Raw genomic sequence first — 21,293 nt, 5'->3', positions numbered from 1 at the left:
GCTCCGGGTCTGTCCAGGTAAGGCGTGAGGGGATTTTGCCAGTCCCGGGCAAATTATGTCGGGCGATATTGGCACCATCGTACGCAGTGTATCGCGACCTGATGACCGAATATGTCGCAGCCTCGTAAGCAGTGTGCGCTCAGCTCTCGTTAAGCTGCATGACAGACGAGTGGTGTACGGTGTCGGGTGCGCGTAGCGTTTTTTCACCGCGATATACAAATGTGACTACCCTGACACAGCGCGCGTTACTACTTTAGCTTTACACTCGATCAGGTGATGCCCACGCGATTGACTGCAAGGGCACACCGGTTTCAACACCTTCTTCAAGCCTCCCCAATAAAAGCCAAAGCGGAGTACCACAGATGGCGTTCTTCACCGCAGCCAGCAAGGCCGACTTCCAGCATCAACTGCAAGCGGCACTGGCTCAGCACATCAGCGAACAGGCACTGCCACAAGTGGCGCTGTTTGCCGAGCAATTCTTCGGCATCATTTCTCTCGACGAACTCACCCAGCGGCGGCTTTCCGACCTGGCAGGCTGCACCTTGTCCGCGTGGCGCCTGCTGGAGCGTTTCGAACATGCTCACCCGCAGGTCCGTGTCTACAACCCCGATTACGAGCGCCACGGCTGGCAATCGACTCATACTGCCGTTGAAGTGCTGCATCATGACCTGCCGTTTCTGGTCGACTCCGTACGTACCGAGCTGAACCGCCGCGGCTACAGCATCCACACCCTGCAGACCACCGTGCTGAGCGTGCGTCGCGGCGCTGCTGGCGAATTGCTCGAGCTGCTGCCCAAAGGCACCACCGGCGAAGACGTGCTGCAGGAATCGCTGATGTACCTGGAGATCGACCGCTGCGCCAATGTCAGCGAGTTGAACGTGCTGGCGCGCGAGCTGGAGCAGGTGCTTGGCGAAGTACGCGCCGTCGTCGAAGATTTCGGGCCGATGAAAGCGCGTCTGCACGAACTGCTGGCCAGTATCGATGCCAACGAGTCGAACACCGATGTCGAGGAAAAGGCCGAGATCAAGGTCTTCCTGCAATGGCTGGTAGACAACCACTTCACCTTCCTCGGCTACGAAGAGTTCGAAGTGCGCAACGACGCCGAAGGCGGCCAGCTGGTCTACGACGAGTCGTCTTTCCTGGGGCTGACCCGACTGCTGCGCCCCGGCCTTACCCGCGAAGAACTGCACATCGAAGACTACGCGGTGAAATACCTGCAGGAACCGGTGCTGCTTTCGTTTGCCAAGGCGGCGCATCCAAGCCGCGTGCACCGCCCGGCTTATCCGGATTACGTTTCGATCCGGCAGATCGACGCGTCGGGCAAGGTCATCAAGGAATGTCGCTTCATGGGCCTGTACACCTCGTCGGTGTATGGCGAGAGCGTGCGGCAGATTCCGTACATCCGTCGCAAGGTCGCCGAGGTCGAGCGTCGCTCCGGCTTCGACGCCAAGGCGCACCTGGGCAAGGAGCTGGCGCAGGTGGTCGAAGTGCTGCCACGTGACGACCTGTTCCAGACGCCGGTGGACGAATTGTTCACCACGGTCATGTCCATCGTGCAGATTCAGGAGCGCAACAAGATTCGCGTGTTCCTGCGCAAGGACCCGTACGGCCGGTTCTGCTACTGCCTGGCCTATGTGCCACGCGACGTATATTCCACCGAAGTACGCCAGAAGATTCAGCAGGTCCTGATGGACCGCCTCAAGGCCAGCGATTGCGAGTTCTGGACGTTCTTCTCCGAATCGGTGCTGGCGCGGGTGCAGCTGATTCTGCGCGTGGACCCGAAGATCAATCTGGACATCGACGTCGCCCAGCTGGAAAACGAAGTCATTCAGGCGTGCCGTTCGTGGAAGGACGACTACGCCAGTCTGGTCGTCGAAAGCTTCGGTGAAGCGCACGGCACCAACGTGCTGGCCGACTTCCCGAAAGGTTTCCCGGCCGGTTACCGCGAGCGCTTTGCGGCGCATTCTGCAGTCGTCGACATGCAGCACGTGCTGAGCCTCAGCGAAGCCAATCCGCTGGTGATGAGCTTCTACCAGCCACTGGCCGGTGGCCGCCAGCAATTGCATTGCAAGCTGTATCACGCCGATACACCGCTGGCCCTGTCCGACGTGTTGCCGATTCTGGAAAACCTCGGCCTGCGCGTGCTGGGCGAGTTCCCGTACCGCTTGCACCATGCCAATGGTCGCGAGTTCTGGATTCACGATTTCGCCTTCACCTACGGCGAAGGCCTGAGCCTCGATATCCAGCAGCTCAACGACACCCTGCAGGACGCGTTCGTACACATCGTGCGCGGTGATGCCGAAAACGATGCGTTCAACCGTCTGGTACTCACCGCCGGCCTGCCGTGGCGCGACGTGGCGCTGCTGCGGGCTTATGCGCGTTATCTGAAGCAGATTCGTCTGGGCTTCGATCTGGGCTACATCGCCACCACACTGAACAACCACACTGACATTGCCCGCGAGCTGACGCGTCTGTTCAAGACCCGGTTCTATCTGGCGCGCAAGCTCGGTTCCGACGATCTCGACGACAAGCAATTGCGTCTGGAGCAGGCGATTCTGACTGCGCTGGATGACGTGCAGGTGCTCAACGAAGACCGCATCCTGCGTCGCTATCTGGACCTGATCAAAGCCACGCTGCGGACCAACTTCTATCAGTCCGATGCCAACGGGCAGAGCAAGAGCTACTTCAGTTTCAAGTTCAACCCGCGCCTGATTCCCGAACTGCCCAAGCCGGTGCCCAAGTTTGAAATCTTCGTCTATTCGCCGCGTGTCGAAGGTGTGCATCTGCGCTTCGGCAACGTGGCGCGTGGCGGCCTGCGCTGGTCGGACCGCGAGGAAGACTTCCGTACCGAAGTGCTGGGCCTGGTAAAAGCCCAGCAGGTGAAGAACTCGGTGATTGTGCCGGTAGGTGCCAAGGGCGGCTTCGTGCCGCGTCGCCTGCCGACCACCGGCAACCGCGACGAAGTGCAGGCCGAGGCAATCGCCTGCTACCGCATCTTCATCTCCGGGCTGCTGGACATCACCGACAACCTCAAGGAAGGCGCGCTGGTGCCGCCGGTCAACGTTGTGCGTCATGACGACGATGACCCGTATCTGGTGGTGGCAGCCGACAAGGGCACGGCGACGTTCTCCGACATCGCCAACGGCATTGCCATCGACTACGGTTTCTGGCTGGGTGACGCCTTCGCTTCCGGTGGTTCTGCCGGTTACGATCACAAGAAGATGGGCATCACCGCCAAGGGCGCATGGGTGGGCGTGCAGCGTCACTTCCGTGAACGCGACATCAATGTGCAGCAGGACAGCATCAGCGTGATCGGTATCGGCGACATGGCCGGTGACGTGTTCGGCAACGGCCTGTTGATGTCTGACAAGCTGCAGCTGGTCGCAGCGTTCAACCACCTGCACATCTTTATCGATCCGAATCCGGACCCGGCCAGCAGCTTTGCAGAGCGTCAGCGCCTGTTCAATCTGCCGCGCTCGTCCTGGACCGACTACGACACCAGCATAATGTCCGCCGGCGGCGGGATCTTCCCGCGCAGCCTGAAGAGTATCGCCATCACCGAACAGATGAAGGCGCGCTTCGACATCAAGGCCGACAAGCTGACCCCGACCGAACTGCTGCATGCGCTGCTCAAGGCACCGGTCGATCTGTTGTGGAACGGCGGTATCGGCACCTACGTGAAGTCCAGCGAAGAGTCGCACGCCGATGTGGGCGACAAGGCCAACGATGCGCTGCGCGTCGACGGCAACGAGCTGCGCTGCAAGGTAGTGGGTGAGGGCGGCAACCTGGGCATGACCCAACTGGGCCGTGTCGAGTTCGGCCTCAATGGCGGCGCGACCAACACCGACTTCATCGACAACGCGGGCGGTGTGGACTGTTCCGACCACGAAGTGAACATCAAGATCCTGCTCAACGAAGTGGTGCAGGCCGGTGACATGACCGAGAAGCAGCGCAATCAGCTGCTCGAAAGTATGACCGACGAGGTCGGCCACCTGGTGCTGGGCAACAACTACAAACAGACCCAGGCGTTGTCGCTGGCAGCCCGTCGTGCTTACGAGCGGATTGCCGAATACAAGCGCCTGATGAGTGACCTGGAGGCACGTGGCAAGCTTGATCGTGCCATTGAGTTCCTGCCTGCTGAAGAGCAGATTGCCGAGCGGATTGCGGCCAAGCAGGGCTTGAGTCGTGCCGAGCTGTCGGTGTTGATCTCGTACAGCAAGATAGACCTCAAGGAAGCGTTGCTGGAATCCCGTGTGCCGGATGACGATTATCTGGCGCGAGACATGGAAACCGCGTTCCCGCCTTCGCTGGGCGCCAAGTTTTCCACGGCCATGCGCGGCCATCGCCTGAAACGCGAGATCGTCAGCACGCAGATCGCCAACGATCTGGTCAACCACATGGGCATTACCTTCGTGCAGCGGCTCAAGGAGTCGACCGGCATGAGCGCTGCTGCGGTGGCCGGTGCCTACGTGATCGTGCGTGACATCTTCCACCTGCCGCACTGGTTCCGTCAGATCGAGGCGCTGGACTACAAGGTTTCGGCCGAAATCCAGCTGGCGTTGATGGATGAGCTGATGCGCCTGGGGCGTCGTGCCACACGCTGGTTCCTGCGCAGCCGTCGCAACGAGCTGGACGCCGGCCGTGACGTAGCGCACTTCGGTCCGCACCTCGCTGCACTGGGTCTCAAGCTTGACGAACTGCTGGAAGGCCCGACCCGCGAGATCTGGCAGACCCGTTATCAGGCCTATGTCGAAGCCGGTGTGCCGGAACTGCTGGCGCGCATGGTCGCCGGTACGACGCACCTGTATACGCTGTTGCCGATCATCGAAGCCTCCGACGTGACCGGGCAGAACGCTGCGGACGTGGCCAAGGCGTACTTCGCCGTCGGCAGCGCACTGGACATTACCTGGTACTTGCAGCAGATCAGCAGTCTGCCGGTGGAAAACAACTGGCAGGCGCTTGCGCGTGAAGCGTTCCGTGACGATGTCGACTGGCAACAGCGGGCAATCACCGTGTCGGTTCTGCAGATGGCCGACGGTCCTTCGGAAATCGATGCGCGTCTGGCTCTGTGGCTGGAGCAGCACACACTGATGGTCGAGCGCTGGCGTGCCATGCTGGTCGAGCTGCGTGCGGCAAGCGGCACGGATTACGCCATGTACGCCGTTGCCAACCGCGAACTGCTGGACCTGGCTATGAGCGGGCAGGGCATCACGGTCTGATCCGCTTGTAACAGGTTGATCCATAAAAAACCGCATCGAGAGATGCGGTTTTTTTGTGGTGCGCCAAGCATGGCGCGTTGCGCCTAAGCGCAACCAGCTTGGCTGTGGTGACCACGCTGGTGACTTTAAGGTGCAAGTTCTCTACACACCCGGCAAGGGGAAGTGTTAGTCGGAGGCAAGGGTGTCGCGGGTGACTGCGAATCTGAAGGAAGCCCGAGGCAAAATGCTGGCCTGATGAACAGGAGGCGGATGGGGCGGCACAGCGGGGTAAGGCGGCCACAATCGTCAAAGCCCGATACTTGCACGGACGCTGTGACTCCGACAGGCACAAGCAGAAAGGTCGCGCGAATTACCTTGGGAGATCTGCACGCTTGCCATTGTGCTACCGAGCGTCGAGAGGCGACGGGATGAGCGTGCAGGAGTCAGCTGAAGCCTATTAAGTGACGAATAACCCCGTCATCAAGGGCTGAACAGGTTATGCCGCCAGTAGGCCTTCACCCCATGTCTGGGGCGGTACTGTAAGCACTTCGTCCATGATCATCTTGGCCGTGACGCTTCCTTTAGGATGTGGTCTGCGTGCTACTTGGTGGCTGCCGGCTATAAAAGAGGTCGATGGTAATGAATAATCCTGCGTTGCTGCCTGCCTGAAAGCGTCCGGATGGCCGTGGAATCGGTGTCCGGATACTTGTGGAAGACGCAGGCTAACCCAGTGAATTCGGGGCTATGGGCACGCCTCGGGGACCATAACGTTTGACACTTGCGGTTCTGGAGTGCCGGTTAAGGTCGGAAGGGGGCTGGTCGCCCCACACACTGTTTCAGACGAGCAATGACGTCAGGCGCTGTTTTGGCTGTGTCGATCCTGCCGATATCATCAAGATAGATGTCTATCGTACTTCCCCATTCAGGCGTGATGTCGATGCACCTCTGAAAACCCTTGTCGGTCCACCAATCGAACATCATGAAAAAGTCCTTGTCAGGGAATATGTAGCTGAACTCAACGGCTGAACCGCCCCCTTTGGGCATGTCACCCTTATAGATTCGATGCTGCGTGTTCCAGATGTACCGAAATTCTTCCTTTCCTTCATGTGAAAAATTGACAGCTACGACTGGAGATGCCAAGTACCAAAATGCAATTGGGCAGACTAATAAGGCGCCAAGCACCCATCGGCCATATCTGAACTTAGCGTTATTCGCCTTTTTTTCACTGGTGCCTTTCCCCCCATTCTCCTCGCGTTATTGCAAGAAACTCACTTGTTGCCGTCGTGCGTAATGTTTCCGTAAGTAAGTCGTCTCGGTCTGCATGGTGGCCGTGCTGATTGTCTTTTTTGTGTTGCTGGCAGGGCGCTTTAGGACCGAAAGGGGGCAGATTCACCCACGCATTGCTTCAACCGGGCAATAACCTTAGGGGATGTTTTTTCGATATCGACCCTACCAGCCCTATCAAGGTAGATGTCTATCGTTGCCCAGCGCTTAGGTGTGATGTCCATGCATTTTCGTAAACCTCTGTCGGTCCACCAAAAGAACACCATGAAGAAGTTCTCATCAGGGAATACATGACCAAACTCCGATGTCGCTTCCCCCGGTAGCATTCGCTGCCGTGTAATCTGGTCGTGAGTGTTCCAAATTAAGCGCAGTTCGTCCGTGGCTTCTTTAGGGTAGTGGACAATTACGCCTGGAGCAGCAAGGTACCAAGCCACCAGCGGAGCTATCAATAGGAAAAGGAACAAGTAACGGGCCTTAATTTTCTTTGCATTTGTGCTCAATAACATGTGCTACCTATTCTTGAGCGGCTGGTTGGGCACCTTAAGGCCGGAAAGGATCAGCGTCACCCTCACATCTCTTCAAGCGAGCAATAACGTCAGGGCCAGTTTTAGCAGTTTCGATGCGGCCTCTGTCATCGAGGTAGATGTCTATCACGCTGCCCCATTTTGGCGTAATTGCTATACACCTCCGCAGACTCTTTTCATTCCACCAATCAAAGTTCATAAAAAACTTCTCATTGGGGAAGATATGCCCGATATCGTATGTGCCTTGACCCGGAAGCATTCCTTCTTTATGAGTGTTGTGCTGGGTGTTCCAGATCACACGAAGCTCGTCTGTAGCTTCTTTAGAATAATGGACACGAACGATAGGGGTCGCCACGTACCAGAACAGCGCTGGAAGAATTATGAATGCCCCAATAAGATACCGGGCCTTAATATTTTTCACAGACATGGACACTGGCGCCATCTCCCCATTCTGACGGTGTGACCGCGAGTACTTTGTCCATGATCATTCTTGCCGTGACGCCTCCGTTTGGATTCTCATAGAAGAGTTTAACGCCAATGCTAATAGAAATCCGATCCGGGACGTCATCCCATGCGCGCATCCCTTCCACGCCCTCAGTGGCATGAGGTCCTTTGAGTCTCTGATCTTCTTTGGCTTCGAATATCTGCTCTCCCCACCGTCGTAATTGATCTGAAACAATCTGCTCGACACCCGCGCCGTCTAAAAGGACGCTCTCACTGAGTCCTCCGGCCATGCCCACATAGCCGTAATGAATGTTGGACCAAATATCGTAGTAGTAGTCGTACTTGCCTTGCCTATGGCGATACCTGCCAAACTTCGCGTGGATCTTTGGTTTGTGGTCCCAATCACGACCCTGGCCTACTCGCTCAGTCCAAAGGATCATGGCTGCCGCCATGTTTGAAGCGCCGATAGCTTGAGGGCTGGTGTTCCCTATTTGGGCGTACCAAGGCAGGTCCATTTTTTTACGAGTCTCTTCCGCAACGTCATAGCTGAGCAGCTCATTCATCTTCAAGACGGAGGAGTGGTGGATATTGTTGTTCATCTCGTCTGCGATGTAGGTCGCCAGCTTCTCCATCATGTTCGGATGCGTACAGCCTTCAGGTCCATCATTTGGTACAGCTTCCTCTTCAGGTTTCTCACGGGCCGCATTTGGATTTACCAAAGCGTTTGCCGCCAAGGCTTTCTCCGTGAGCTTCGGGTCAGCCAACAAGGTCGCCATCTTCTCGTCGTCCACGGAACCGTCTGGCCGGAAGGCCCCCAGCGCCATGAAGTTAATAATGGTCGCGCCACCAGGGTCACCCATGACGAAGCCGCCACCGACATTACTGGAGCCCGTGATGATTGTCCCGCCGTGACTGGTTGGGCTTCCCAAGTGGGCCATAGGACGGCCATTCACCTGAATAGATGGGAAACCTGAAGTGATGACCGCCCCGCACCCACAGGTATCACCCACGCGTGCCGCGCCCATGCCGTTGATGTTGACGTCACCGGATGCAGAAGCGATCGGCGTTGTACCGTGACCCGGCAATGGGCAGGCGTGCTTGTCGCCCAATCGAGCTGAAGAAATCATTGCAGGCCGTCCTTGTGTCTTTGATCCGTTGACAATAATCAGCGTTTAATTGACGGATGGGAGGCTATCGGAGACGTGAAAGGCGGTCTGTAGGAGAAGTCTTAATTTTCGCGTGGTGCCCTGAGAATCTGATCGGGATCTCATCTATATTTCTGGCTGTGGTGGGTGACATCGTCGTAGTGGTAGCAAATCTTAGTGCCTGAAAGAGTCTGGCTGGCCGTGGGGGGGAAGGTGGTGTGAGAGGACGGCGGGTGTGAACCCGCCCCCTACTCGATTCTGCGTTTATAGGTCTCGGGCCGTCAATCAGGCCGCCGCAGACAGGTGCTCATAAAGAATCGTCGCACCCACCACGATCAACACGATACCGCCAATGATTTCAGCGCGTTTGCCGACCATGGTGCCCAGCACCCGGCCCAGCATCACGCCGATGGTGACCATGACCGTGGTCGCCAGGCCGATGGCCAGGGCGGCAACCACGATATTGACGTCGACAAACGCCAGGCCTACGCCGACCGCCAGTGCATCGATACTGGTGGCGAATGCGGTGACGGCGAGAATCCAGAAAGAATGCTGCCCCGGCTTTTCCTGCTCTTCGTCATCGTCGTGCTTGATGCCGTTGTAGATCATGTGCAGGCCTAGCACCAGCAACAGGGTGAAGGCGATCCAGTGATCCCAGCTCTCGGCGAAGCGCGCAGCCACCTGGCCAATGCCCCAGCCGATGACCGGCGTGATGGTTTCGATGGCGCCGAATATGAGGCCCGTGCGCAACGCTTCGAGAAAGCGCGGTTTATGCAGGCTTGCTCCTTTACCAAGGGCCGCAGCAAAGGCGTCCGTGGACATGGCAAGCGCGAGAAAGAGGAGGGAAATCGGGTTCACGGTTATATCCAGTCGGGCTATGAGTCAACGACGCAACCACACGCCCGACTTTAGGCATGGATGCATCGTTGGTCTCGCCAACCAGAAGGTGTTCGCACCACGGCATGCTGCCGAGAATGTTGATACGAACGCTCTGTGACCGGAGTCACGAGCAGGCTACTCCCCAACAAGGGCCGCCACTATAGCCATGTGAATGTGAAAAATATATGTACGGGCATGCTCGAAAGCAAAAAAACCCCATCACGAGGATGGGGTTCTTCTGATGCCTGCTTTCGTGCTTACACTTGAACGGCCGGGATGTTGGCGTTCGCTGCGGCTTCACGGAACTCGGCGATTTGATCGAAGCTCAGGTAGCGGTACACGTCCGCTGCCATGGTGTCGATCTGGTTGGCGTAGCCCATGTACTCTTCGACCGTCGGCAGACGACCCAGAATCGAGGCAACGGACGCCAGCTCGGCCGAGGCCAGGTAGACGTTCGCGCCGTCACCCAGACGGTTCGGGAAGTTACGGGTCGAGGTCGACACCACGGTCGCGTTCGGTTCAACGCGTGCCTGGTTACCCATGCACAGCGAGCAGCCCGGCATTTCCATGCGTGCGCCAGCCTTGCCATAGATGCCGTAGTAGCCTTCTTCGGTCAGTTGGTGAGCATCCATCTTGGTCGGTGGCGACAGCCACAGACGCGTTGGCAGCTGGCCCTTGACCTGATCCAGCAACTTGCCCGCAGCGCGGAAGTGGCCGATGTTGGTCATGCAGGAACCGATGAACACTTCGTCGATCTTCTCGCCCTGTACCGAAGACAGCAGGCGGGCATCGTCCGGGTCGTTCGGCGCGCAGAGCACAGGCTCCTTGACGTCGGCCAGATCGATTTCGATGATTTCGGCGTACTCGGCGTCCTTGTCGGCTTCCAGCAGCTCCGGGTTGGCAACCCAGGCTTCCATCGCCTGAGCACGACGCTCCAGGGTGCGAGGATCACCGTAACCCTGTTCGATCATCCAGCGCAGCAGGGTGATGTTCGAATTCAGGTATTCGATGATTGGCTCTTTGGCCAGCTTGATGGTGCAACCGGCAGCCGAACGCTCGGCAGAGGCGTCGGACAGCTCGAAAGCCTGTTCGATGCTCAGGTTGTCGAGGCCTTCGATCTCCAGGATGCGACCGGAGAATGCGTTCTTCTTGCCTTTCTTCTCTACGGTCAGCAGGCCAGCCTGAATCGCGTAGTAAGGAATGGCGTGAACCAGGTCGCGCAGGGTGATGCCAGGTTGCATCTTGCCCTTGAAGCGAACCAGGATCGATTCAGGCATGTCCAGCGGCATGACGCCCGTTGCAGCAGCGAACGCCACCAGGCCGGAACCGGCCGGGAAGGAGATACCGATCGGGAAGCGGGTGTGCGAGTCGCCACCGGTGCCGACGGTGTCCGGCAGCAGCATGCGGTTCAGCCAGCTGTGGATGATGCCGTCGCCCGGACGCAGGGAAACGCCACCGCGGGTCATGATGAAGTCAGGCAGCGTGTGGTGCGTCTTGACGTCGATCGGCTTCGGATAGGCCGCGGTGTGGCAGAACGACTGCATGACCAGATCGGTCGAGAAGCCCAGGCACGCCAGGTCTTTCAGTTCGTCGCGGGTCATCGGGCCAGTGGTGTCCTGGGAGCCGACGGTGGTCATCTTCGGTTCGCAGTAGGTGCCCGGACGAACGCCCGCTACGCCGCATGCCTTGCCGACCATCTTCTGCGCCAGGGTGTAACCCTTGGTGCTTTCGGCTGGCTGGTCAGGGGTCTTGAACAGGTCGAACTCCGGCAGGCCCAGTTCGGCGCGCGCCTTGCTGGTCAGGCCACGACCGATGATCAGCGGAATACGGCCGCCAGCGCGGACTTCGTCGAGCAGCACCGGGGTCTTCATTTCGAAGGTGGTGATGACTTCGTCGCTGTCGTGCTTGCAGACCTTGCCGGCGTAGGGGTAGACGTCGATCACGTCACCCATGTTGATGTTCGAGACATCGAATTCGATTGGCAGAGCGCCGGCATCTTCCATGGTGTTGTAGAAGATCGGAGCAATTTTGCTGCCGAAGCAGAAACCGCCGGCACGCTTGTTCGGGACGTAAGGGACGTCGTCGCCGAAGAACCAGAGTACCGAGTTGGTTGCCGATTTACGCGAGGAACCGGTACCGACCACGTCACCGACGTAGGCAATCGGGAAGCCCTGACCGCGCATTTCTTCGATCTGCTTCATCGGGCCGATGGCGCCCTGAACGTCAGGGACGATGCCGTCACGGGCCATTTTCAGCATGGCCAGGGCGTGCAGCGGGATGTCCGGACGCGACCAGGCATCAGGGGCAGGGGACAGGTCGTCGGTGTTGGTTTCGCCGGTGACCTTGAAGACGCGCAGGCTGATCTTGTCGGCCAGCGTCGGGCGCTTCTTGAACCACTCGCCGTCAGCCCAGGACTGCAGCACAGCCTTGGCGTGGGCATTGCCGTTCTTGGCTTTTTCGGCCACGTCGTGGAAGGCGTCGAACATCAGCAGGGTGTGCTTGAGTTGTTCGGCAGCGACTGGCGCGAGGGTGGCGTCGTCGAGCAGTTCAACCAGGGTGACGATGTTGTAGCCACCTTGCATGGTGCCGAGCAGTTCGGTAGCGCGTTTTTTGTCGATCAGGGGAGAAGTGGCTTCGCCCTTGGCCAGGGCAGACAGGAAACCGGCCTTGACGTAGGCAGCTTCGTCAACGCCTGGCGGAACGCGATTGGTGATCAGATCGACAAGGAAAGCTTCTTCGCCAGCCGGGGGATTCTTCAGCAGCTCGACCAGGCCTGCAGTTTGTTCGGCGTTAAGCGGCTGGGGCACGATGCCCTGGGCGGCACGCTCTTCGATATGTTTACGGTAGGCTTCAAGCACAGTATTAACCCTCATCAGTGGTCCCAAATGGGTGTCCGGGACGCTCATCCAGAAATCGCCCGTACCCACGCAAGGCTTATTGAGCCTTGTTGGCAGGGTATCGGTGATTCCTAACAGAAGCTGTTTTCAAAGTTTTACGCCTGCAGGGCGGGGGGGTGTGGCGGTCGACACGGCCATTCGTGATGAGGGAATGGCCTGTCGACGCCGCACTGCGGGATTAACTTGACTGTGCTCGTGACGCTTTGAAAACAGCTTCCAACGGACATTGGCGCCTTAAAAGGCTCGCTGATTCTACGCCAAAACTTTGCCAAAGGTAAGTTAGCCCCTACATCTTCGGGGGTGAACTTGCTTAGACAAAGGGCTAACATGAGTCCCTGTTTCGCCTTCCGCAGTTCTGCCTGACATGCCCGATTACATTATCAAAACTCCCTGCGTCGGCCTCTGCTCCACTGTTTACGGGGATCTGGTGTGCCGTGGCTGCAAGCGGTTCCACCACGAGGTCATCCACTGGAACGGCTATAACGAAGACGAAAAAAGAGCCGTCTGGCTGCGTCTGGAGCAACTGCTGGTCCAGGTGATGACTGCCAAGCTCGAAGTCTTCGATGCCGACAGGCTGCGTGCGCAGCTCACCCAGCGCAAGATCCGCTTTGTGCCGCACCAGTCCGAATATTGCTGGGCTTACCAGTTGATCGCCCGTGGTGCCCGGGTCATCAGCCAGGTCGAGGCCTATGGTTTTGTGCTGTTGCCGGAGTTCCGCGACTGGACGCTGCCGGAACTGCGCGATGCGATCGACCGCGAGTTTTTCCTGCTGTCCGAGGCGCACTATCAGCGTTACATCGCGCCAGGCTTTTTGCGCGACGCCTTCGGCGCCTGACAAACCCGGCATGCTTTTGTGTCGCGGGGCATCGTGGCTCCTCGTATAATGCCCGGCCGTGCCTCTCCGTCATCCTGTGAGCCTATGTACCCGATCCCTGAAATCGAAGCCTTCCTGCTTTGCCGCACCCCCGACAGCTGGGTCCAGGCCGCGCTGCGCAATCTGGACATCCTGCTGATCGATCATGCGAACAACGAGAAGAAGGCCGCCGGGGCCGCGTTCCAGTTCATGTTTCAGTACAACGACAAGTTCGACCTGTTGAGCAAGATGTCACGTCTGGCCCGGGAAGAACTGCGCCATTTCGAGCAAGTCATCAGCATCATCAGAAAGCGCCAGATCCCCATGGCCAATATCAGCTCGGCCCGTTATGCCGGAGCGCTGCGCAAGCTGGTGCGCAATCACAACCCGTACCGGCTGACCGATGCGCTGATCGTCGGTGCCATCGTCGAGGCGCGTTCCTGCGAACGCTTCGCCGTGCTGGTGCCGCATCTGGACGAAGAGCTGGCCAAGTTCTATGGCGGCCTGCTGAAGTCCGAAGCGCGGCACTTTCAGGACTACCTCAAGCTGGCTTACAGCTACGGCGACAAGGCTGATGTCGATGCCAAGATCGAGGAGGTCCGTCTGGCCGAGCGTGAGCTGATCGAAAGCCCTGACGAAGAGTTCCGCTTTCACAGTGGCGTACCTGTCGCCGCCTGATTGCTCTCGCGTTCCCTTCAAAAACGACCGCCTTGCCAGCGGTCGTTTTTTTATGGGGATTTAGTAAGCAAGCTAATAAATGCTTTGACAACGGCTGCCTAGGCAGTAATATTTTGCAATCACTGCCTAGGCAGCTATCTGGGTCAATCCATGAAACATTTCAGCCCCGACAATTTCGAATCCAGCCTCATCGGGCTGCTGGTCGGTCGTACCAATGCGCTCAAAGACCGCATGCTCGACAAGTACCTGCTGCCCTATGACGTAACGTTCGCGCAGTTCAAGGTGCTGATCATCATTGCCCAGTTTTCTACCGATACCCCCGTGGAATTGTGTCGGCACCTGTCGCTGGACAGTGGTTCGATGACCCGCATGCTCGATCGCCTGGAACAGAAGGGGCTGGTGGTGCGCCAGCGCTCCGCGACCGATCGCCGTCAGGTGCGTCTGGCGCTGACCGAGCAGGGGCAGGCGCTCTCCGATCTGCTGCCGCAGATTGGCGCGGACGCGATGAACGACACGTTCGCGGCGCTCGACAGTGAAGAGGTCGAGAGCCTGAAAAGAATTCTCACCAAAGTGCTGGTGGCTGCTGATGACCACATCACTCTGACTCGTTTGAGCTTCAACCCCAAAGCTAAACGCTGAGCGGCCGACGTGTTGGCAGGCGTGAGCCTGATCGCCGTCGTTCCGTCGCTTCGCTGATTAAAGGTAACTGCCATGGCCACTGCTGCCGCTGAAAACACATCTGCCCCGGCTCCTGAACAGGAGCCGAAGTCCGGCAAGCGCACGTTCATGCTGATCGGGCTTGCCATTGTCGTGGTGATCCTCGCACTGGGCATCTGGGCCTGGTACGAGATCTACGGCCAATGGAGCGAAGAGACCGACGACGCCTATGTGAATGGCAACGTGGTCGAAATCACCCCGCTGGTCACCGGAACCGTCATCAGTATTGGTGCGGACGATGGTGATCTGGTGCACGAAGGGCAGGTTCTGCTCAAGTTCGACCCGAGCGATGCCGAAGTCTCGCTGCAAAGCGCCGAGGCCAATCTGGGCAAGGTCGTGCGCCAGGTACGTGGCCTCTATAGCAATGTCGATGGCATGAGGGCGCAACTGGCCGCGCAGCGTGCTGCCGTGCAGACCGCTCAGGACAACTATAACCGCCGTCGCAGCCTCGCAGCCGGCGGGGCGATTTCCCAGGAAGAGCTGTCGCACGCCAGGGACAGCCTGACCAGCGCGCAGAGCGCCCTGAACAATATTCAGCAGCAATTGAGCACCAGCGTGGCGCTGGTCGATGACACCGTGGTGTCCTCGCACCCGGACGTCAAGGCAGCGGCTGCGCAGTTGCGTCAGGCCTACCTGACCAACGCACGTTCAACACTCGTGGCACCGGTCACCGGCTACGTGGCCAAGCGCACCGTGCAACTGGGGCAACGCATTCAGCCGGGCACCGCTACCATGGCGGTCATCCCGCTGGATCAGTTGTGGATCGATGCCAACTTCAAGGAGACCCAGTTGGGCAAGATGCGCATCGGTCAGCCGGTGGAGATCAGCTCCGACCTGTATGGCAGCGATGTGAAGTACAGCGGCACCATCGACAGCCTGGGGGCCGGTACCGGCAGTGCCTTTGCGTTGCTGCCTGCGCAGAACGCCACCGGCAACTGGATCAAGATCGTCCAGCGCGTGCCGGTGCGGGTGCATATCAACCCTGAAGAACTGGCGAAGTACCCATTGCGTATCGGCCTGTCGACCACGGTTGAAGTCAACCTGCATGACCAGAGCGGTCCGGTCCTGGCGCAACAGCCGCGCAAGCAGGCCGCTTTCAGCACTCAGGTGTACACCGAGCAGCTGGCTGACGCCGACGCGCTGATCGCCCGCCTGATTCATGAGAACAGTGCGCCCGGTGGCAAGACTGCCGTTCAGCGCTGAACCGCTAATCCGTGAGCCCCGGCCTGCTGGCCGGGGTGTCGCATTCGTCTTCAGGGATTCGCGATGAGCAACAACGCCCCCGCTTCTTTTACCCCGCCAAGCCTGTTGCTGTGCACCATCGGTCTGTCGCTGGCAACCTTCATGCAGGTGCTCGATACCACGATTGCCAACGTGGCGCTGCCGACCATCGCCGGCAACCTGGGAGTCAGTTCAGAGCAGAGCACCTGGGTGATCACCTCGTTTGCGGTCAGCAACGCGATTGCCTTGCCACTGACCGGCTGGCTCAGTCGCCGCTTCGGTGAGGTCAAGCTGTTCCTGTGGGCCACCATTCTGTTCGTCATGGCTTCGTTTCTGTGCGGCATTTCCCAGTCCATGCCGGAGCTGGTGGGCTTCCGCGCGCTGCAGGGGATGGTCGCCGGGCCGCTGTATCCGATGAGTCAGACCCTGCTGATTGCGGTGTACCCGCCCGCCAAAAGGGGCATGGCCCTGGCGTTGCTGGCGATGGTGACGGTGGTGGCGCCCATTGCCGGGCCGATCCTCGGTGGCTGGATTACCGACAGTTACAGCTGGCCGTGGATCTTCTTCATCAACATTCCCATCGGTCTGTTCGCTGTGCTGGTAGTGCGTACGCAGCTGGCCAAGAGACCGGTCAGTACGGCTCGCCAACCGCTGGACTACATTGGCCTGCTGGCGCTGATCGTCGGTGTGGGCGCGCTGCAGGTAGTGCTCGACAAGGGTAATGATCTGGACTGGTTCGAGTCGAATTTCATCATCTTCGGCTCGCTGATTTCGCTGGTGGCGCTGGTTTTCTTCGTCATCTGGGAAATGACCGACAAGCACCCGATCGTCAACCTGCGCCTGTTTGCCTACCGCAATTTCCGCATCGGCACGCTGGTCATGATCGGCGGCTATTCCGGCTTCTTCGGCATCAACCTGATATTGCCGCAGTGGTTGCAGACCCAGATGGGCTATACCGCGACCTGGGCGGGGCTGGCTGTCGCGCCGATTGGCATCCTGCCGGTACTGATGTCGCCCTTTGTCGGCAAGTACGCGCACAAGTTCGACCTGCGTCTGCTGGCCGGGCTGGCGTTCCTGGCGATGGGGCTGAGCTGCTTCATGCGTGCAGGCTTCAACACCGACGTGGATTTCGAACACGTGGCGATGGTGCAGTTGTTCATGGGCATCGGCGTGGCACTGTTCTTCATGCCGACCCTGAGCATTCTGCTGTCCGACCTGCCGCCTGATCAGATCGCCGATGGCTCCGGACTGGCAACCTTCCTGCGCACCCTGGGCGGCAGCTTCGCAGCATCGCTGACCACCTGGATCTGGATCCGCCGCGCCAACCAGCATCATGCCTACCTGAGCGAAAACATCAGCACCTTCGACCCCGCCACCCGCCACGCCCTCGACAGCCTGGGCGGCGCCAGCCCGCAAGCCTACGCGCAACTGGAGCAGACCCTCAACGCACAGGCCTACATGATGTCCACCGTGGATTACTTCTACCTGCTGGGCTGGATATTCGCCGGACTGATCCTGCTCGTCTGGCTGGCCAAACCCCCATTCGCCGCCAAGGCCGGGCCTGCGGCAGGCGGCGGGCACTAGTTTCTTGTGCGCCTATCTGAACCGTGTCTATGGCCAAACTGCTCTAAAGTGCTTTTTCAACCACGATGGCACAGACGACGCAGAACCGCTGTGTGACGCAGAGCGTCACGAACTGCATTCCCACGCGGAGCATGGGAACGATATTCAAAACAATCTCATGCCTTACCCGCAGCCACTGCCGCAAAAGTGTTTTTCAACCACGATGGCACTGACGACACAGATTGCGACGTAAGTGACGGCTGAGTCCTGACATTGATCCGGGGGAAACTCGGCAAGGATGCCGAGTTAGCTGCACCGGGCCAGGGATGGCCCGTTGCAGCGACCCCCGGATCAGTGTCAGGACGAAGGAACCCGACGAAGTCGGGCCGGAAACAGGAGCGGGGACTTTGCTCACTTTGGTCCCTCAAAGTGAGTCGCCGAGGGGCGAAAAGGTGACCTGAGCCTACTGCCAATCTACCTGATATCGCAGAACCGCCGTGTGACGCAGAGCGTCACGAAAGGCATTACCACGCGGAGCGTGGGAACGAGAGTCTGTGTCGAGCCCCAATCCAAAGGTGACCTGAGCCGAACCCCAATCCACCTGACATCGCAGAACCGCTGTGTGACGCAGAGCGTCACGAACTGCATTCCCACGCGGAGCATGGGAACGATAGTCAACCGTCCAGCTTTTCGGGGTCAGTTCACGCGATCCCGCACCATCAATTCAACAGCGCAACCGTCTCGGGCACAAAGTCGAACGAACTCAGATTGAAACCCTGCTCATCCACCTGCAACACCCAGCCCTGACGATCCCAGTCACCCAGCACAATGCGCCTGGCCGCCTGATCGCCAATCTGCAATTTATGAATAGCCGGACGATGAGTGTGGCCGTGGACCAACGTACGCACACCGAACTGCTGCATGATTCGCGGCACCTCGTCCGGCGTCACATCGACAATATCATTGGCCTTCATACGGGTTTGCGCACGGCTCTCATTACGCAACTTGCGCGCCAACTTGTGCCGAGTGCCCAGCGGCAAATGGCGCAAAATAAACAGCGTCAGCGGATGGCGCAGATAGCGACGCATCCGGATATAGCCTTCATCGCGGGTGCACAGACTGTCGCCGTGCATCAGCAGCACCGGCTCACCGTTCAGTTGCACAACGCTCGGGTCGCTCAGCAGCGTGCAGCCCGCTGCCTTGCAGAAGCCCTTGCCGAGCATGAAATCACGGTTGCCGTGCATCAGAAAAATTCGTGTGCCGCTGTCGCTCAATTCGCGCAGGGCCTTGCAGATCGAAAGCTGGAACGGCGACATCGCGTCGTCACCGATCCAGACTTCAAAGAAATCCCCGAGGATATACAGCGACTCGGCTTCGCGAGCGCGTCCTGCGAGCAGATCCAGAAACGCCCGGGTAATGTCCGGGCGCTCCTGTTCAAGATGCAGATCGGAGATCAGCAGTATCACTCAACGATCTCGGCTTTCTCGATGATCACGTCTTCTACCGGGACGTCCTGATGGCCGGCCTTGCTGGAAGTCGCCACGCCTTTGATCTTGTCGACCACGTCGGTGCCTTCGATCACTTCACCGAACACAGCGTAACCCCAGCCCTGAACGGTCTTGGCGCTGTGGTTCAGAAAGGCGTTGTCAGCGACGTTGATGAAGAACTGCGCAGAGGCCGAATGCGGTTCCATGGTACGGGCCATGGCGACGCTGTACTTCTTGTTCGGCAGACCGTTGTCGGCTTCGTTCTGGATGCTCGGGCGCTTGTCTTTCTTTTCTTTCATGCCAGGCTCGAAACCGCCGCCCTGAACCATGAAATTGCCGATCACACGGTGGAAAACCGTGTTTTCGTAGTGGCCGGCTTTAACGTATTCGATGAAGTTGGCAACGGTCAGCGGCGCTTTTTCTTCGTTCAGTTGCAGCACGATGTCGCCGTGGTTGGTAGTCAGCTTTACATTAGGCATTTGGGAAGTCGCTCTCTAGTCATGCATGAATGGGCGGATTATGACCCTGACGCGCAGTTTACAGACGAGGTTACATTTTTCAGCGCTTTTGCAGCTTTTATGCCTTCAAATACGCAGTCTGTTGTCAGGGACTTGACAGCTTCGGCTATGATAAGCGCTTTGATTTAGTCGGCCTACCCTGGCCGCGCACGTATGTCCAAGGATCCTATGAGCAAGCCCACTCCAGAACCCGCTGCCCATTCAAAGGCAGGTCCAGCCGTACCGACCAATTTCCTGCGTCCTATCGTGCAGGCAGACCTGGACTCGGGCAAGCACAGCAAAATCGTGACCCGCTTTCCGCCGGAGCCCAACGGCTACCTGCACATCGGTCACGCCAAGTCGATCTGCGTGAACTTCGGTCTGGCCCAGGAGTTCGGTGGCGATACGCACCTGCGTTTCGATGACACCAACCCGGCCAAGGAAGACCAGGAATACATCGACGCCATCATGAGTGACGTCAAGTGGCTGGGCTTCGAGTGGGCGGGCGAAGTGCGCTACGCCTCGCAGTATTTCGACCAGTTGCACGACTGGGCGGTCGAGCTGATCAAGGCAGGCAAGGCTTATGTGGACGATCTGACCCCTGAGCAGGCGCGCGAATATCGCGGCACCCTGACCGAGCCGGGCAAGAACAGTCCGTTCCGCGAGCGTGGCGTCGAGGAAAACCTCGACCTGTTCGCGCGCATGAAAGCCGGTGAGTTCGAGGATGGCGCTCGCGTACTGCGCGCCAAAATCGACATGGCCTCGCCGAACATGAACCTGCGTGACCCGATCATCTACCGCATTCGCCATGCGCATCACCATCAGACCGGCGACAAGTGGTGCATCTATCCGATCTATGACTTCACCCACGGTCAGTCGGATGCCCTCGAAGGCATCACCCACTCGATCTGCACCCTGGAGTTCGAAAGCCATCGTCCGCTGTACGACTGGTTTCTCGACAACCTGCCGGTGCCGTGCAAGCCGCGTCAGTATGAGTTTTCGCGCCTGAACCTGAACTACACCATCACCAGCAAGCGCAAGCTCAAGCAACTGGTTGACGAGAAACACGTCAATGGCTGGGATGACCCGCGCATGTCGACGCTGTCGGGCTTCCGTCGCCGTGGCTACACGCCGAAATCGATTCGCAATTTCTGCGAAATGATCGGCACCAACCGCTCTGACGGCGTTGTCGATTTCGGCATGCTCGAATTCAGCATCCGCGACGACCTGGACCACAGCGCGCCGCGCGCCATGTGCGTGCTGCGCCCGCTGAAAGTGGTCATCACCAACTACCCGGAAGGCCAGGTCGAGAAGCTGGAGCTGCCGCGCCACCCGAAAGAAGACCTGGGCATGCGCGAGCTGCCGTTCTCGCGGGAGCTTTACATCGATCGCGACGATTACATGGAAGAGCCGCCGAAGGGCTACAAGCGTCTTGAGCCCAATGGTGAAGTGCGTTTGCGCGGCAGCTATGTGATCCGTGCCGATGAGGCGATCAAGGATGCCGACGGCAACATCATCGAGCTGCGTTGCTCCTACGACCCGGAAACGTTGGGCAAGAACCCTGAAGGCCGCAAGGTCAAGGGCGTCGTGCACTGGGTGCCGGCAGCCGAGAGCGTAGAGTGCGAAGTGCGTTTGTACGATCGTCTGTTCCGTTCGCCGAACCCTGAAAAAGCCGAAGAGGGCGCAAGCTTTCTGGACAACATCAACCCGGACTCCCTGCAAGTACTGACCGGTTGTCGCGCCGAGCCTTCATTGGCACAAGCGCAACCGGAAGACCGTTTCCAGTTCGAACGCGAAGGTTATTTCTGCGCGGACATCAAGGACTCCAGACCCGGTCGACCTGTCTTCAACCGCACCGTGACGTTGCGGGATTCCTGGACCTGATGCTGTACGTTTGAGGGGGAGC

At 58.7% G+C, this 21,293-nt stretch carries 15 protein-coding genes; 7 read left to right on the top strand and 8 right to left on the bottom strand.

The window, feature by feature from the left end:
- Positions 1-362 precede the first annotated feature (362 nt).
- The gene (locus KBY08_RS00760; RefSeq protein WP_032657454.1) at positions 363-5,219 is read left to right on the top strand and encodes an NAD-glutamate dehydrogenase; all 4,857 of its coding nucleotides are present in this window, start codon (positions 363-365) and stop codon (positions 5,217-5,219) included.
- A gap of 777 nt (positions 5,220-5,996) precedes the next feature.
- Here KBY08_RS00760 and KBY08_RS00755 read toward each other — a convergent pair.
- From KBY08_RS00755 to acnB, 6 genes are all read right to left on the bottom strand, one after another.
- Positions 5,997-6,380, bottom strand: coding sequence for a hypothetical protein (locus KBY08_RS00755; protein WP_024640809.1), 384 nt, complete (start codon positions 6,378-6,380; stop codon positions 5,997-5,999).
- A gap of 185 nt (positions 6,381-6,565) precedes the next feature.
- Positions 6,566-6,988 carry a hypothetical protein gene (locus KBY08_RS00750; RefSeq protein WP_024640808.1) on the bottom strand — a complete coding sequence of 141 codons (423 nt, stop codon included), beginning with the start codon at positions 6,986-6,988 and terminating at the stop codon, positions 6,566-6,568.
- Between the two features lie 34 nt (positions 6,989-7,022).
- Positions 7,023-7,433 carry a hypothetical protein gene (locus KBY08_RS00745; RefSeq protein ID WP_024640807.1) on the bottom strand — a complete coding sequence of 137 codons (411 nt, stop codon included), beginning with the start codon at positions 7,431-7,433 and terminating at the stop codon, positions 7,023-7,025.
- On the bottom strand, positions 7,414-8,577 hold the full coding sequence (locus KBY08_RS00740; RefSeq protein WP_024640806.1) for a polymorphic toxin type 44 domain-containing protein: 1,164 nt from the start codon (positions 8,575-8,577) through the stop codon (positions 7,414-7,416). Before KBY08_RS00740 ends, KBY08_RS00745 begins: the two co-directional genes overlap by 20 nt.
- 303 nt (positions 8,578-8,880) lie before the next feature.
- Positions 8,881-9,453: a manganese efflux pump MntP gene (gene mntP / locus KBY08_RS00735; protein ID WP_003409706.1), complete on the bottom strand. Its 573-nt coding sequence runs from the start codon at positions 9,451-9,453 to the stop codon at positions 8,881-8,883.
- A gap of 278 nt (positions 9,454-9,731) precedes the next feature.
- Entirely contained in the window at positions 9,732-12,332 is a 2,601-nt protein-coding gene (gene acnB / locus KBY08_RS00730) for a bifunctional aconitate hydratase 2/2-methylisocitrate dehydratase (RefSeq protein ID WP_003409708.1), read from the bottom strand.
- A gap of 403 nt (positions 12,333-12,735) precedes the next feature.
- Between acnB and KBY08_RS00725 the strand changes: the two genes are divergently transcribed.
- From KBY08_RS00725 to KBY08_RS00705, 5 genes are all read left to right on the top strand, one after another.
- Entirely contained in the window at positions 12,736-13,206 is a 471-nt protein-coding gene (locus KBY08_RS00725; RefSeq protein WP_024639103.1) for a DUF1289 domain-containing protein, read from the top strand.
- A gap of 84 nt (positions 13,207-13,290) precedes the next feature.
- Complete coding sequence (locus tag KBY08_RS00720) at positions 13,291-13,902, top strand: tRNA-(ms[2]io[6]A)-hydroxylase (protein WP_225651071.1); 612 nt, start codon at positions 13,291-13,293, stop codon at positions 13,900-13,902.
- Positions 13,903-14,052: 150 nt separating this feature from the next.
- Positions 14,053-14,541 carry a MarR family winged helix-turn-helix transcriptional regulator gene (locus KBY08_RS00715; protein ID WP_003404499.1) on the top strand — a complete coding sequence of 163 codons (489 nt, stop codon included), beginning with the start codon at positions 14,053-14,055 and terminating at the stop codon, positions 14,539-14,541.
- Positions 14,542-14,613: 72 nt separating this feature from the next.
- Entirely contained in the window at positions 14,614-15,822 is a 1,209-nt protein-coding gene (locus KBY08_RS00710) for an HlyD family efflux transporter periplasmic adaptor subunit (protein WP_032657457.1), read from the top strand.
- A 42-nt stretch (positions 15,823-15,864) separates the two neighbouring features.
- Positions 15,865-17,424 (top strand): DHA2 family efflux MFS transporter permease subunit, encoded by a 1,560-nt coding sequence (locus tag KBY08_RS00705; RefSeq protein ID WP_225651077.1) that lies wholly within the window; start codon positions 15,865-15,867, stop codon positions 17,422-17,424.
- 698 nt (positions 17,425-18,122) lie between these two features.
- Here the strand turns inward: KBY08_RS00705 and lpxH are convergent.
- Together lpxH and KBY08_RS00695 are read right to left on the bottom strand one after the other, a co-directional pair.
- Positions 18,123-18,869, bottom strand: coding sequence for a UDP-2,3-diacylglucosamine diphosphatase (lpxH, locus tag KBY08_RS00700; protein WP_011267205.1), 747 nt, complete (start codon positions 18,867-18,869; stop codon positions 18,123-18,125).
- A complete protein-coding gene (locus KBY08_RS00695; protein WP_003404493.1) occupies positions 18,866-19,369 on the bottom strand; it encodes a peptidylprolyl isomerase in 504 nt (167 codons plus the stop codon). Before KBY08_RS00695 ends, lpxH begins: the two co-directional genes overlap by 4 nt.
- A 207-nt stretch (positions 19,370-19,576) precedes the next feature.
- Here KBY08_RS00695 and KBY08_RS00690 point away from each other — a divergent pair, with 207 nt between their 5' ends.
- Positions 19,577-21,271, top strand: a complete 1,695-nt coding sequence (locus KBY08_RS00690; RefSeq protein WP_111522412.1) for a glutamine--tRNA ligase/YqeY domain fusion protein — start codon at positions 19,577-19,579, stop codon at positions 21,269-21,271.
- Positions 21,272-21,293 lie beyond the last annotated feature (22 nt).

Source organism: Pseudomonas sp. P135, assembly GCF_020312125.1.
Classification (GTDB): domain Bacteria; phylum Pseudomonadota; class Gammaproteobacteria; order Pseudomonadales; family Pseudomonadaceae; genus Aquipseudomonas; species Aquipseudomonas fragariae.
Note: the sequence above shows the minus strand (reverse complement) of the source record. Positions and strands in the feature narration are given on the sequence as shown.

Bases quoted from the DNA above. Each gene is read 5' to 3' on its own strand.
- KBY08_RS00760 (WP_032657454.1), top strand. From the start codon at position 363: ATGGCGTTCTTCACCGCAGCCAGCAAGGCCGACTTCCAGCATCAACTG.
- KBY08_RS00750 (WP_024640808.1), bottom strand. From the start codon at position 6,988: ATGTTATTGAGCACAAATGCAAAGAAAATTAAGGCCCGTTACTTGTTC.
- KBY08_RS00745 (WP_024640807.1), bottom strand. From the start codon at position 7,433: ATGTCTGTGAAAAATATTAAGGCCCGGTATCTTATTGGGGCATTCATA.
- KBY08_RS00740 (WP_024640806.1), bottom strand. From the start codon at position 8,577: ATGATTTCTTCAGCTCGATTGGGCGACAAGCACGCCTGCCCATTGCCG.
- KBY08_RS00725 (WP_024639103.1), top strand. From the start codon at position 12,736: ATGCCCGATTACATTATCAAAACTCCCTGCGTCGGCCTCTGCTCCACT.
- KBY08_RS00720 (WP_225651071.1), top strand. From the start codon at position 13,291: ATGTACCCGATCCCTGAAATCGAAGCCTTCCTGCTTTGCCGCACCCCC.
- KBY08_RS00715 (WP_003404499.1), top strand. From the start codon at position 14,053: ATGAAACATTTCAGCCCCGACAATTTCGAATCCAGCCTCATCGGGCTG.
- KBY08_RS00710 (WP_032657457.1), top strand. From the start codon at position 14,614: ATGGCCACTGCTGCCGCTGAAAACACATCTGCCCCGGCTCCTGAACAG.
- KBY08_RS00695 (WP_003404493.1), bottom strand. From the start codon at position 19,369: ATGCCTAATGTAAAGCTGACTACCAACCACGGCGACATCGTGCTGCAA.
- KBY08_RS00690 (WP_111522412.1), top strand. From the start codon at position 19,577: ATGAGCAAGCCCACTCCAGAACCCGCTGCCCATTCAAAGGCAGGTCCA.